We start from the raw sequence: 13,626 nt of genomic DNA, 5'->3' as shown, positions 1-13,626 counted from the left end.
ACCCTCGGGCGCACAGCCTCCTCAGAAGTCGTTCATGCCCAGACTTTTCAGGGCCCGGTCACTGTCAGCCCAGCCCCGCTTCACCTTCACCCACAGCTTGAGCATTACCTTGCTGTCAAACAGGCGCTCCATATCAATCCGGGCATCCTGGCCAATGCTCCGCAGCCGGCTGCCTTTATCACCGATAATGATTTTTTTCTGCCCCTCACGCTCAACCAGAATCAACGCCGATATGTGCAGCGTTTTTTCGTCGCGTCGGAACTCTTCAATTTCAACCGCAACAGAATAAGGCAGCTCGGCACCAAGCTGGCGAGTCATTTTTTCGCGCACAATTTCTGACGCCAGAAAGCGCTCACTCCGGTCGGTGATCTGATCATCCGGATAGAAATGTATGCTCTCAGGCAGAAAACGCCCCACGGCTTCTTCCAGTGGTTGCAGGTTGGTTTCCTTCAGCGCAGAAACCGGAATTATTTCCGCAAACTCACGCTTTCTGGACAGCATGTCCAGGTGCGGCAACAGGCTCTCCCGGTTTTCAATACGGTCGACCTTGTTCACAGCCAGAATGACCGGGCAAGTCAGTCGGCTCAGTTTTTCGAGAACCATTTCATCCGCGGTGGTCCAGGCAAGCTGATCCACCACAAAAACAACCACATCTACGTCTTTCAATGCTGAAGCTGCAGCCTTGTTCATGTACCGGTTAAGGGCCCTGGGTTCTTCTACATGCATGCCCGGCGTATCAACATAAATCGCCTGTGAAAGACCTTCGGTTTTGATTCCCAGCACATTGTGGCGCGTTGTTTGCGGTTTGCGGGAGGTAATGCTCAGTTTCTGCCCCAGAATATGGTTCAGCAACGTCGACTTACCCACATTGGGGCGGCCAACAATGGCTACAAAGCCACAACGACTGTCGGGGTTTTCCGGGCGAGTAATATCATTCATCAGGGAATCTCCACGCCGAGCTGTTTCAGCGCACTACGGGCCGCTTCCTGCTCCGCCACCCGGCGGCTACTGCCAACACCACTGGTTGTCCGCTCCAGCGAAGACAGTGCACAGGTTACACGAAATGTTTGATTATGGGCTTCACCGTCTACCGATACCACGTCGTATCTGGGCAGCGGAAATTGCCGGGACTGCAAGTATTCCTGCAAACGGGTTTTCGGATCTTTCTGGGTATCCTGGATATCAAGTTGTTTCAGACGCGGCTCAAACCAGCGCAAAATCTGATCCCGACAGGTATGGAAATCACTGTCCAGATAAATGGCACCAATCACGGCTTCCACAGCGTCGGCCAGAATGGACTCCCGGCGAAAGCCACCGCTTTTCAGCTCTCCGGAGCCCAGCCTTAAATAACCTCCCAGTTCAAACTCCCGGCCAATTTCAGCCAGAGTTACACCTTTGACCATACGGGCCCGCAACCGGCTCAGGTGCCCTTCCCGGGCTTTATCAAAAGCTGCGTACAGGTATTCCGCAATTACCATATTAACAATGGAGTCGCCCAGAAACTCAAGCCGCTCGTTATTCTGGTTGCTGTAACTCCGGTGGGTCAGCGCCAGCATAAGGCGTTCCGGCGACTTGAACTGATAGCCGATGCGGCGTTGTAACTGATCCAGATCCGGTTGTGAAATCACGTGCCCTTCATCTCATAGTTGTGCTGAAAGTGGATGACCGCGTCCACATTGCGGAAAATGTGGTTACGAACTTCGTAATCCAGGTTAATCACAACCCGGTCACCGTCTTTTTCTATTTCTATATCGCGGGTGTTAAATCCCCGGATATTGTTCACGCTCAGACGCTTGTTGATCAGGGTGCGCACCTGGGCTGGCCCCATCTGCGACAACCCCTCGGTTCCGTCCAGACCTTCAAGCGCTTCCTGAATCGTCAGATCATCCATATAGGCGGGCCCCAGCTTGATGAGAAGGGAAAGCAGGCTTCCAAAAAACAGAACCACGATCAGAACAACAAGCGCGGAAGCCCCCCTCTGCCTCCCCATGGCGGAGAGATTACTATTCTTCATTACAGGTTAACTCCAGTATCGTCCGAATTACTCAATACCGCCAACACGCTTGAAGGATGGCAGGCTGGTCAGAGACTCCCAGTGCATCCAGATCGCAAAGGCTTTGCCTACAATAAGCTCATCGCGGACCGTGCCCCAGTAACGGCTGTCGTTACTGTTATCCCGGTTATCACCCATTACGAAGTATTCGCCTTCCGGTATCTGCCACTCGCCTTCCCCGGCGGTACCCGGACGGCCCATTGTAAGGTAGATATCGTGTTCAACTTCTCCCAGGTCTTCTCTGCGCACTTCAACGGGGGGCAGGCGCACCACAAACTCGCTTTCAACTTTCTGGTTGTTAATAAACAGCTGCTTGTCACGATAGCGCACTGTGTCACCGGGCAGGCCAATGACACGTTTGATGTAGTTGGTTTTACCGTCCTCAGGATACCGGAACACCATCACATCTCCCCGCTCCGGATCTCCTACATCCAGAATCTTGGTTCCGGCAACTGGCAGACGCAGACCATAAGCGTATTTATTGACCAGAATAAAATCTCCCACCTCCAGGGTAGGCAGCATCGAGCCGGAAGGGATCTGGAATGGCTCTACCAGAAACGACCGGAGTATCAGAACAACAGCCAGTACCGGGAAGAATGAGCGACTGAGGTCGACCAGATAAGGCTCTTCTTTCGCGGCTTCCTCTTCAGCGCCCGCCGCTGCAAGGCGACGCTTCCGTAAAAATACGATGTCTGCCAGCCAGATCAGCCCTGAGACAAAAGTCAGAACGACCAGAACCAGAGGAAAATCAATATCCATCAAGGTGCCTTTTAGTTATCAACTTTCAACACAGCAAGAAACGCTTCCTGAGGCACCTCGACATTACCCAGCTGCTTCATACGTTTTTTACCTTCCTTCTGCTTTTGAAGCAGCTTTTTCTTCCGGCTGATATCGCCGCCGTAACACTTCGCCGTTACGTTTTTCCGCAGGGCTTTTACGGTAACCCGTGATATAACCTGGTTCCCTATGGTTGCCTGAATCGCAATATCAAACATCTGCCTGGGAATCAGCTCTTTCATTTTTTCAATGAGCTGGCGCCCTTTATGCTGGGACTGATCCTTGTGAACAATCAATGCCAGTGCATCCACCCGCTCGCCATTGATGAGCACATCCAGGCGCACAAGGTTGGCCGTCTGAAAGCGGACAAACTGATAATCCAGAGAGGCAAAGCCGCGACTTGCAGATTTGATCCGGTCAAAGAAGTCCAGGACCACTTCAGCCATAGGCAATTCATACGTCAGCTGCACCTGGGTGGCCATAAAGTGCATACTTTTCTGGACGCCCCGCTTCTCCTCACATAGCGCAATGACGTTCCCCAGGTGCTCTTGCGGCACAAGGATACTGGCTTCCACGATGGGCTCACGCATTTCTTCAATGGTGCCAACATCAGGCAGCTTGGAGGGGCTGTCTACCGACAGGGTCTCCCCCTGGGTCGTCAGCACCTCATAAATAACCGTGGGCGCTGTGGTAATCAGCTCTATATCATACTCACGCTCAAGCCGCTCCTGGATGATTTCCATGTGCAGCATACCCAGAAAGCCGCAGCGAAAACCAAAGCCGAGCGCATCAGAACTCTCTGGCTCGTAAAACAGAGACGCATCGTTGAGGGTCAGTTTTTCCAACGCATCACGAAAATCGTTGTAGTCATCCGCGCTTACCGGGAAAAGGCCTGCATAGACCTGCGGCTGAACCCTTTTGAACCCCGGTAACATGGGCGTTTCTTCGGAGAACTTCTGGTGCACAATGGTATCGCCCACCGGTGCGCCCTGAATGTCCTTGATGCCCGCAACCACAAATCCCACGTCACCCGCTTCCAGAATATCTGTGTCGTGCGGCTTGGGATTAAAAATCCCGACCTTGTCGGCGTTCCAGGCTTTGCTGGTCGACTTGATAACGATTTTATCGCCTTTCCTGAGTATGCCCTGGGTCACCCGGACCAGAGACACAACGCCCAGGTAGTTATCAAACCAGGAGTCAATAATCAGCGCCTGCAGGGGGGCAGAACGGTCGCCTTCGGGTGGCGGTATTTTCTGAATCAGGTCCTCCAGGACATCCTCAACCCCCATGCCACTTTTGGCCGAGCATCTGACTGCGTCGGAGGCATCGATACCGATAACATCCTCTATTTCAGCCGCTACCCGGTCGGGCTCGGCCTGGGGCAGATCCATTTTGTTCAGTACCGGCACCACTTCCAGGCCTTGCTCTATTGCCGTATAGCAGTTGGCAACGGATTGGGCCTCAACGCCCTGACCGGCATCGACAACCAGAAGCGCACCCTCACAGGCGTAAAGTGAACGCGACACCTCATAAGAAAAATCTACGTGGCCCGGGGTATCGATCAGGTTCAGCTTGTACTCCTGACCATCCCGTGCCTCGTAATTAAGGGTAACGCTCTGGGCCTTGATGGTGATGCCCCGCTCCCGCTCGAGGTCCATGGAATCCAGCACTTGCGCGGCCATTTCCCGCTGGGTCAGGCCGCCGCAAACCTGTATGAAACGGTCTGCAAGCGTAGACTTGCCATGGTCAATATGGGCGATGATGGAAAAGTTACGGATTCGGCTCAGTTCAGTCACAGACAATGAATACTCATATAAAGACGAAGGATTGAGCCCGGAAAGGCCATAACCAGTATCCGGGGCCGCCTGATTTTACCGGTAACCGGCCGCTATTGCCATTCTCAGGAAATAAGCGATCTTTCATGCTGTCGGACCAGGAAGCCAATCAAGGCATCTTCGTCCAGCGGGTAGCTGAACAGGTTACCCTGCCCCTGCGTGCACCCGGCGGCTTTCAGAAAGCTCAACTGATGGGGAGTTTCTATGCCTTCGGCGACAACGGTCAGGTGAAGCTTCTGTGCCAGCGCAATCACTGCAGACGCCACATCGGTCACACTGGCACTATATGGAACATCACGAATAAGTCGCTGATCCACTTTGATGACGTTGAAAGGCAGCTGCTGCAATGCAGCCAGCGACCAGGCACCTGCTCCGAAGTCGTCCAGCAGCAGACAGATACCCAGATCGTTCAGTGGTTCCAGAAGCGTGTGTAACAGTTGTGGATCTTCGTTTAACAACGCCACCGGCATTTCCAGCTCCAACACTTCAGGCAAGACACCTGTTTCAGTGATAACTTGCCGAAGCATATCCAGGAATCCCGGGTCCAGAACCTGTCTGGCTGACAGGTTAACGGCCATTTTCAGGTCTCTGAAGCCGGCCCGCTCCAGAGCCTGTATCTGAATACAGGCCTGACGCAGCGCAAGCTCACCCAGGCGCACGATCAACCCGGTTTCATCTGCCAGATCAATGAACTGCTGTGCCGGCAGGACACCCTTTTCAGGATGCTGCCAGCGTAGCAGGGCTTCAACGCCGACAACGTTTTCACTGGCCAGGTCAAATTTCGGCTGATAGTGCAGCAAGAAACTCTCTTCCTCCAGCGCTCTGGCCAGCTCTTCCTGCTGCAGCAAATGACGCGCGGCCCGGATGTTCATATCCGGGGTAAAAAACTGGTAAGTGTTACGCCCTGACTCCTTGGCGCGATACATGGCCAGGTCAGCAAACTTCATCAGTGCTCCCGGGTCTTCACTGTCGCTGGGGATCATGGTGATTCCCACACTGACGGTTACTCCCACCTCGTGGCCGCTCAGGCGGACACGCTGACATAAGCGGGACAATATGGTTTCCGCAATCCTGGCAACTGCGTTTGTACTGTTGATCCGCGACAGCAGCACAACAAACTCATCGCCCCCAAGCCTGGCCACAGAGTCTTCGGCCCGCACACAGCTCCGGAGCCAGGTGGCTACTTTGCATAACAATTCATCGCCTGCATCATGTCCGAGGGTGTCGTTAATTTGCTTGAAACCATCCAGGTCCAGCAGCATCAGAGCCGCAGACTCGCCGCTTCTGCGACTATGGGAAACGGCTTTATCCAGTCGGTCACGGAATAAGCGGCGGTTGGCCAGTCGGGTGAGCGGGTCGTAGAAGGCGAGTTCATGCAATTGGGACTGGGCAGCTTTCAACTGAGTAAAGTCATGCAGGCTGAGCACCACACCGTTAACACCGGGAACTGTGAGCATCGCTGTATAGGTACCTTCCATATCACGCCAGAGATCGAAAGCGTCACGAACCCGAACCGCGATAGCCGGCATCTGCTTTCCCGGCGCCAGCAAAGCGCTCTTGAACCCCTGCCTGAGCCGGGGCCAGTCTTCCTCATGAACAAAATCCTGCAGTGCCAACGCCTGTATTTCGTTCGGCTGGTATCCCAGTATGTCCAGACTGGAGGGACTTGCGTACAGGGGGCTGCCCTTTTCATCCATAATCAGCGTTACATTGGCTGCCCCTTCTGTAATAGCACGGTAACGGCCTGCGCTGACCCGGGCCAGTAATTGTGAGCGGGTAACGGCCAGAACAACAACAAAAAGCAGAAAACTGATCACAAGCCCGGTACCAAGCACAATTGGTGGGCGTGGGTCGGCCGCAAGGTAATCAAATGCCGGGGTGGTCCGGGTCTGCAACAGCCAGTCACGGCCGCCGTGTGTCAGTGTCTGACTGGTGGTAAAACTGAATACGTTGTCCAGTGACCCCAGGTTTGAGCCGTAGATCAGGTTATCCCTATCAACCACGCCTCCGTCATAGATACGCACATCCAGAAACGGCGCAATCAACCCTACGATGCCATCCAGCAGGTTGTTGGTCCGAAAGGCGCTGAATACAAACCCCGCCAGCATCATACGACGCTCCGCCCGGGTTGCCGGTACGCCCCCGCCCTGATAGACCGGGTAATACATCAAAAAACCGGCCTGATCTTCCTGCAGAGCCTCCTGAACAAGGACCACCCTGGCCGTTACGGCAGGAACCCCGTAATCCCGCGAGCGCACCATGGCATCCCGGTGTTTCGCATCACTAAACGCATCATACCCCAACGCCGTGCGGTTATGTTCCGAGGCTGGCTCCAGATACACCACAGGATAATAAAAGGGTCGCTCCCCCGGAGGCGTCACCAGATAGTCAGGCACGCCTGTTTCGCGTACCGAGGCAGTGTGCCCGGCCACCTCGGATTCCGTCACACGCTTAACGTAGCCAATCCCCTGAATACCCGGGTAGTAACGGTCAATGTCCACATTATGGATATATTCATACCACTGCTGCCGGGACACACTTCCGGCAATAGCAAAGAGGCCGGCACTGCCTGCCAGAACCTGCTCGTAGTTCAGCAGACGCTCTTCAATAGAAGTTTTCAGTTGTTGGGACTGGGCCTGAAACCTTGCTTCTGTGCGGTCTTCAACGAGGCGGATAGAGAACTGCCAGGCGATAACCGTTAAGACAATCGCTGCAGCGAGAAGCAACCAGGCAAGCCGGGCGTTGCGCGAGGCCAGTAGTTGCCGAAGCGTGAGGTCGTGTGTATTCATTAGCTGGTCCATTCCATGGCCATTTTTGACAACTGGCAGTATAACCCAAAGCCCCGGATCTGTCGCTTTTTAGAGCAGATCAGGGGCTTTGGTTATCTGTCCGGGCGACCTCAAAATCCGCTGTTTCAGGGCTTCATTACCAGGTAAATGGCACGCCCCTGACGGACAACCCGAACCGAGACTGCCTTCCCTTCCGGCAGAGCTCTGACAGCTTTCCGGAAGTCTTCGATTGAGGTTACAGGTTCTCTGTTGATTTCAGTGATCACATCCCGGGCGCGAATACCGGCATTGTAGGCCGGACCTCTGCCAACCCCGGTAACAACCACGCCACCAGCTACCCCTAAGGACTCTGCTGCATCTTCGGGCAAAGGTTCTACTGTCAGCCCCAGCGGAGCTGTGGAAGACTTACCGTTCTCGGGCTCTGCCTGCTGTGCGCCACCTTCATCCGGCAGCTGACCGATTTCAACATCCAGAGTGATTTCTTTACCACTCCGAAGCACTGTCAGGCGAGCCTTTTCACCGACCGGGGTACGCCCCACCATGGGCGGCAGATCAGATGACATTTCCACTTCATCACCGTCGTATTCAAGTACAATATCCCCGGACTGTAAACCGCCCTTCTCAGCTGGCGACCCGTCCATGACCTCAGCAATCAGCGCCCCCCGCGGACGCTTGAGTCCGAATGTTTCGGCCAGGTCACGGTTTACTTCCTGAATCAGCACACCCAGCCAGCCTCTGGCAACCGTGCCTTTGTCGCGAATCTGACGGAACACACTCATGGCATCATCGATGGGGATAGAAAACGAAACCCCCATAAAACCACCGGAGCGGGTATAGATCTGCGAGTTAATGCCCACAACCTCGCCATCAAGATTGAACAGAGGGCCACCGGAGTTGCCAGGGTTAATCGCCACATCGGTCTGGATAAACGGCACATAGTTCTCAGAAGGTAACGAGCGCCCGAGAGCGCTGACGATACCGGCCGTTACCGTGTAGTCAAAACCAAAGGGCGAGCCGATGGCAAATACCCATTCACCCACTTTCAGGTCTCTGGAGCGCCCGGTTTTTACGACGGGCAGATCACCACCCCCCTCAATTTTCAGAACCGCCATGTCCGAGCGCGGGTCTGTACCAACCAGAGTGGCTGGCAGTTCACGGCGGTCGTTAAGCCGGACAATTATTTCATCCGCTCCCTCAACAACATGATTGTTGGTCAGCACATAGCCATCCGCAGAGACAATAAACCCTGACCCCATGGAGCGACGTGGCCGGGAATTACCCGGTGCGCCTCCAAAGGGCGACCGGGGGCCGCGAAAGAACTCCTGGAAAAACTCGGGTAGCTGGTCCAGCTGGCGCTCATCAAAAGGCAGGCCATGAAAGCGCGTGTTACCCGACGCCGGCGCACTGGTGGTGCTTATATTAACCACGGCATCAGCGTTTTCTTCGACCAGTTCGGTGAAATCGGGTAAATCCCTCGCCAGGCCTGCCTGGCTCCAGACCACCAATACCGCTGTGAACAACATCACAAGCAGGGACACCGGCAGCCTCTGAATGCGTGGCGCCGGCGAAAAACAGGTTACTGCTGTTGTCATTCTCTGCATGTCTGAATCCCCTGTTAAGTCATGTTGAAAAATCTGTATGGGACGCTGCTCCGATCGGAATGCGGTTTATTCGAAGCAGCCTGGGCTCATAAGTGCCGGCGTTCCGGCGCTGCAATTTTCGGCTTATGATAAACCCCGATGCAAGACCTGCTACTGCACCTGTCATCGCAGCCAGATCATTGCCACCGGACATGTGGTGACCAGCCATACTGAGTCCCACCAACAGCAGCAATGGCAGCGCGTATACCAGCAACGAAGCGCCAAGGAGGGCACTTTCGTCAATTCCCAGAGTCACATCCTCCCCTACCCGGGCGTTCACGGAGTTGAACACGCGAACCTGATTGGCACGCCCTCCCGTTGCGGTGGCCAGTACCTTCTGCCCACACCCATTACGGGCGGCACAACTCTGACAGGCACTGGTGCGTATCGTCTGAACCCAGGCATGTTCCCCGGTAACAGCAACAACTTTTCCTGTTTCGGTAATCATTGCTCACCCGCACCTACCATAAAGGCTTCACCAACCTGTACAGACTCTGCGACCCGGCGCGCCGACGCTGGTGGCAGTTCACCCACCACCGTCACCAGAAACACCTTGTCTTCGCTTTCCAGCTGGCGCATATAAACAGTGGTTGCTCCGATTCGCGAAGCCCCCGTTGGCATGCTGACTCTGCCCGCCGGCTCAACAAACACCGAAAACGCCGCCAGCCCATCGGAAAATGCCACCGCCTGGCTCTTGCCTGCGCCCGGCGCTGCTGCCGGCTCAAACCCCTGCGGGCGCCATCCAAGTTTCCAGCCATGCATGCGCGGCTTTTCTGTAAGTGCTTCCGGACTCTGCACCTGTTTCAATGGTAGCTTTCCGGCTGCCTTCAGGGTACGTGATATTTCATGCCCCTCTGTACGAATTTCAAATTCACTGTCCGGCAAGTCGTTCGTGATCTCGAGGCTGGTGAACTGAAAGTGTTCCAACACCTCATCGTTTGCATTGCGCACGTGGCTTTTCACCAGAAGTCCGGTGTTTTTTTCCAGCCAAAGCCGATGACTGTATCGGTGCGGATCCCTGGCGGTCAGTGCAACGGTCACCACATCGTACCCCGCGACACGATCATCACCTTTTAACTCAGCACTGTACCAGCGGCTTACGGGCACCAACTGGCTGGAAAAAGCTTCAGCAAACGGGCCGGAGGGAATAATCTGATCCAGGTGCACCTTACCTCGCTCAGGGAGTACACAGACTACTTTCATTCCCCGGCGAACAAACTCACCACTGCCCCCGTCCTGCATAACCAGCCGCTCTTCAACAATGCCGTTACGGTAACGATGGGCAATTTGCATGGAGTGCACATTCGCCCCCCGGGCATAGACAAAGACGCCACGATAGGAGGTCATATTTAGCGCAGGGCCCAGCTGCTCCAGCCATTCGGCAGCTGTTTTCTTGCCCGACGCGGCTGCAGCAGGAGCACCTATCGCCAGAATAAAGGCCAGGCTCATGCGCAGCCAGGCACGCGTCAGTCTCAGGCCAGAGTACTCTGCTTTTTTCATGAACACCGCCATCACCTGGTTTCAGTAAGCGCCTGATGCGCTGACAAGGCGGGCATAACCCACCGACCCCTGCCCGGCTCCCACGCTATTGTGCTGGGCATGCTCAAGCAGATAGCGACTCATATGTTCCCACTGTTGTTCATCCAGTCCCTGCAGCGCAAGTTCCCGCACTGGACTTGCTTCACCAGACAGCTCATTTACAGCGGCCTCAGGCACAGACGCAGACGCCAACCCATTGGGCGGATTGTTTCCCGAATCCCAGCCTGCACCGGCACCAAAGCCGACCAGCAACGATGCTGTAACCATGGCAACTGCGGGCCACTGCCACCTCACTGGTGTATTACGGCGCTGTGATAAAGCCGGCTCCGGCTGCCTGGTCCGGCCGTCCAGAACCTCTCTGACAGAGGCGCTTATATCAATGCCATCAGCCGGCGAACTGCCCCGGTGCATCAGGTCATGCACGCTCTGCCATCGCTGCCATTGGGCACGCACCTCAACCTGCTCTTCCTGAGACAACAGACGCCGCACCGAGAGTTCGTCGGCCTCGTCATCCATCATGGCGGATAATGTTTCTCTGAGACGATCATCCATAGGATGCACCTTCAATTACGTCACGGAATGATTTAGCAACGGACCAAGCTGTTTGTCGACAGCATCTCTGGCCCTGAATATACGCGAGCGTACGGTGCCAATCGGGCACTCCAGAATACGGGCTATGTCTTCATAGCTAAGCCCGTCATACTCCCGCAGCAGAAAGGCTGACCGCAGCTCTTCCGGCAAGCTGGCAATCGCCTTGCTTAACGCCTTCTGCAACTGTTCACGCTGCAACAGGCGCTCTGGGGATGCGATGTCCCGCAATTGTCGGCCACTATCAAAGTTCTCGGCCTCCGCCGAGTCTGCACTGCCCTGAGGTCTTCGACTTCTTGCCTCAAGGTGGTTTTTTGCCGTGTTCACTGCAATGCGATACAGCCAGGTATAAAACGCACTGTCACCCCGAAACCGCTCGATGGCCCGGTAAGCCTTGATAAAGGCTTCCTGCGTCAGGTCCATTACCTCCTGATTGTCATAGACGTAGCGGCCGATAATGGACGCCACTCTCGACTGGTATTTGACAACCAGCAGATCAAACGCACCCCGGTCACCATTCCGGACTTTGCGGACAAGCTGCAGGTCGGTCTGGCTGTCGGGTTTTTCAGTATGTTTCTGATCTGTATCGGGTGCCATGGGCGCTATATTGGTACGCTCCGATGTTGTGGCCGGTTTACCGGCTAATGCGAGTTTCTGTTGCTTGATGCTCACTGTACAGCGCCCGTGGTGAAAGTTTCGATTCGGTCTGCAAGGTCAGTTATCTTTCAGGGCAAATAGACAGCAAGCGTAAAGTTTAGTTCAATACACTTCTACATTATGGCCCGCGATAACGACCCGATGCCACAGTCCCATGAATACGATGTCCTGATTATCGGCAGCGGCGCTGCCGGCCTGACCGTTGCGCTTAACCTTCCGGAGCACCTCAAGGTATGCGTTATCAGCAAAGCCGACATAAGCAGCGGCGCCACACTCTGGGCCCAGGGGGGGATTGCTGCTGTTCTGGATGACCAGGACTGCACCGAAAACCATGTTCAGGATACCCTTGTTGCCGGCGGCGGACTGTGTCACGAAGACGCAGTGCGGTTTACAGTTGATAACAGCAAAGAAAGCATTGACTGGCTCATCCGTACCGGCGTGGATTTTACCCGCAATACTGACACCGGGTTTCATCTCACCCGTGAAGGCGGACACAGCCATCGCCGGATCATTCACGCGGCTGATGCCACCGGGCACGCTGTATCCACTACATTAACCTCTCAGGCCCGGGCCAGACCCAACATTGAACTCGTCTCCAACCGTGTTGCGGTAGACCTGATCACCAACCGCAAACTCGCACTGCCAGGCAACCGGTGTGTTGGCGCCTACATTCTTAACCTTGAAGACAACCATGTGGAGCTGTTCCGGGCACGCTTTACCGTGCTTGCCACCGGCGGCGCTTCCAAGGCGTACCAGTACACCACCAACCCTGATGGTGCGTCAGGCGATGGCATTGCCATTGCCTGGAGAGCGGGTTGTCGCGTTGCCAACATGGAGTTCAATCAGTTTCACCCGACGTGCCTGTATCACCCCCATGCAAAATCGTTCCTGATTACCGAGGCCGTTCGTGGCGAAGGCGGTTTTTTAAAACTGCCTGACGGTTCCCGTTTTATGGACCGTTTCGACAAACGCCAGGAGCTGGCGCCGCGGGATATCGTAGCGCGCGCCATCGACCATGAAATGAAACGGCTGGGTGCAGATCACCTGTATCTGGATATAAGCCACAAGCCCGCAGAGTTTATCCGGCACCACTTTCCGACCATTTACGACAAGTGCCTTGAACTTGGAATCGACATCACCCGCGATCCCATCCCGGTGGTGCCGGCGGCACACTACACCTGCGGCGGTATCGTCAGTGACGAACGGGCCAGAACAGACATCAACCAATTGTATGTGGTTGGAGAGGCAGGGTTTACCGGACTTCATGGTGCGAATCGTATGGCAAGCAACTCCTTACTGGAGTGCCTGGTATATGGCCGGGCTGCTGCCGCCGACATTACCCGCCGGGAAGCAGACATTCCGCCAGCGCCAGATGCCCCCGCCTGGGACGAAAGCCAGGTGAGGGATTCTGATGAAGACGTTGTTATCTCACACAACTGGGACGAACTGCGCCACTTTATGTGGGACTATGTTGGCATTGTCCGTACCACCAAACGCTTGCAGCGCGCAAAGCACCGGGTTGACTTGCTGTCACGTGAAATCAGCGAATTTTACAGCAACTACCGGGTCACCAACGATCTGCTGGAGCTGCGCAACCTGGTAACAGTATCCGACCTGATCATCTGCTCCGCACTGCAGCGAAAGGAAAGCCGCGGTCTGCATTACACTCTGGATTACCCGGGACTACTGCCTGACGCCCGTGATACCGTATTAATACCAACCACCTACAGAACCTCGTCGCCGTAAAG

General features: G+C 55.1%; 12 protein-coding genes. 1 reads left to right on the top strand and 11 read right to left on the bottom strand.

Annotated features, from left to right (window positions below):
• Positions 1-21: 21 nt before the first annotated feature.
• From era to rpoE, 11 genes are all read right to left on the bottom strand, one after another.
• Entirely contained in the window at positions 22-939 is a 918-nt protein-coding gene (era, locus tag FFI95_RS11810; RefSeq protein WP_144822790.1) for a GTPase Era, read from the bottom strand.
• Positions 939-1,628, bottom strand: a complete 690-nt coding sequence (gene rnc, locus FFI95_RS11805; RefSeq protein WP_144822788.1) for a ribonuclease III — start codon at positions 1,626-1,628, stop codon at positions 939-941. Before rnc ends, era begins: the two co-directional genes overlap by 1 nt.
• Complete coding sequence (locus FFI95_RS11800; protein WP_144822787.1) at positions 1,625-2,014, bottom strand: DUF4845 domain-containing protein; 390 nt, start codon at positions 2,012-2,014, stop codon at positions 1,625-1,627. The genes rnc and FFI95_RS11800 overlap by 4 nt, the downstream gene beginning before the upstream one ends.
• A gap of 27 nt (positions 2,015-2,041) precedes the next feature.
• Complete coding sequence (gene lepB / locus FFI95_RS11795; RefSeq protein WP_144822785.1) at positions 2,042-2,812, bottom strand: signal peptidase I; 771 nt, start codon at positions 2,810-2,812, stop codon at positions 2,042-2,044.
• Positions 2,813-2,823: 11 nt separating this feature from the next.
• Positions 2,824-4,626, bottom strand: a complete 1,803-nt coding sequence (gene lepA / locus FFI95_RS11790) for a translation elongation factor 4 (protein WP_144822784.1) — start codon at positions 4,624-4,626, stop codon at positions 2,824-2,826.
• A 104-nt stretch (positions 4,627-4,730) separates the two neighbouring features.
• Positions 4,731-7,454 (bottom strand): bifunctional diguanylate cyclase/phosphodiesterase, encoded by a 2,724-nt coding sequence (locus FFI95_RS11785; protein ID WP_246069505.1) that lies wholly within the window; start codon positions 7,452-7,454, stop codon positions 4,731-4,733.
• Positions 7,455-7,579: 125 nt separating this feature from the next.
• On the bottom strand, positions 7,580-8,977 hold the full coding sequence (locus FFI95_RS11780) for a DegQ family serine endoprotease (protein ID WP_246069514.1): 1,398 nt from the start codon (positions 8,975-8,977) through the stop codon (positions 7,580-7,582).
• Between the two features lie 97 nt (positions 8,978-9,074).
• Positions 9,075-9,542 carry a SoxR reducing system RseC family protein gene (locus FFI95_RS11775; protein WP_144822781.1) on the bottom strand — a complete coding sequence of 156 codons (468 nt, stop codon included), beginning with the start codon at positions 9,540-9,542 and terminating at the stop codon, positions 9,075-9,077.
• The gene (locus FFI95_RS11770; protein WP_144823249.1) at positions 9,539-10,543 is read right to left on the bottom strand and encodes a MucB/RseB C-terminal domain-containing protein; all 1,005 of its coding nucleotides are present in this window, start codon (positions 10,541-10,543) and stop codon (positions 9,539-9,541) included. Before FFI95_RS11770 ends, FFI95_RS11775 begins: the two co-directional genes overlap by 4 nt.
• Before the next feature lie 72 nt (positions 10,544-10,615).
• The gene (locus FFI95_RS11765; RefSeq protein ID WP_144822779.1) at positions 10,616-11,185 is read right to left on the bottom strand and encodes a sigma-E factor negative regulatory protein; all 570 of its coding nucleotides are present in this window, start codon (positions 11,183-11,185) and stop codon (positions 10,616-10,618) included.
• A gap of 15 nt (positions 11,186-11,200) precedes the next feature.
• Positions 11,201-11,887 (bottom strand): RNA polymerase sigma factor RpoE, encoded by a 687-nt coding sequence (gene rpoE, locus FFI95_RS11760; protein ID WP_425463063.1) that lies wholly within the window; start codon positions 11,885-11,887, stop codon positions 11,201-11,203.
• Positions 11,888-12,019: 132 nt separating this feature from the next.
• On the opposite strand from rpoE, the gene nadB reads away from it, so the two are divergent.
• The gene (gene nadB / locus FFI95_RS11755) at positions 12,020-13,624 is read left to right on the top strand and encodes an L-aspartate oxidase (protein ID WP_186312016.1); all 1,605 of its coding nucleotides are present in this window, start codon (positions 12,020-12,022) and stop codon (positions 13,622-13,624) included.
• Positions 13,625-13,626 lie beyond the last annotated feature (2 nt).

The organism is Marinobacter piscis (assembly GCF_007671655.1).
In the GTDB taxonomy this organism is placed as follows: domain Bacteria; phylum Pseudomonadota; class Gammaproteobacteria; order Pseudomonadales; family Oleiphilaceae; genus Marinobacter; species Marinobacter piscensis.
Note: the sequence above shows the minus strand (reverse complement) of the source record. Positions and strands in the feature narration are given on the sequence as shown.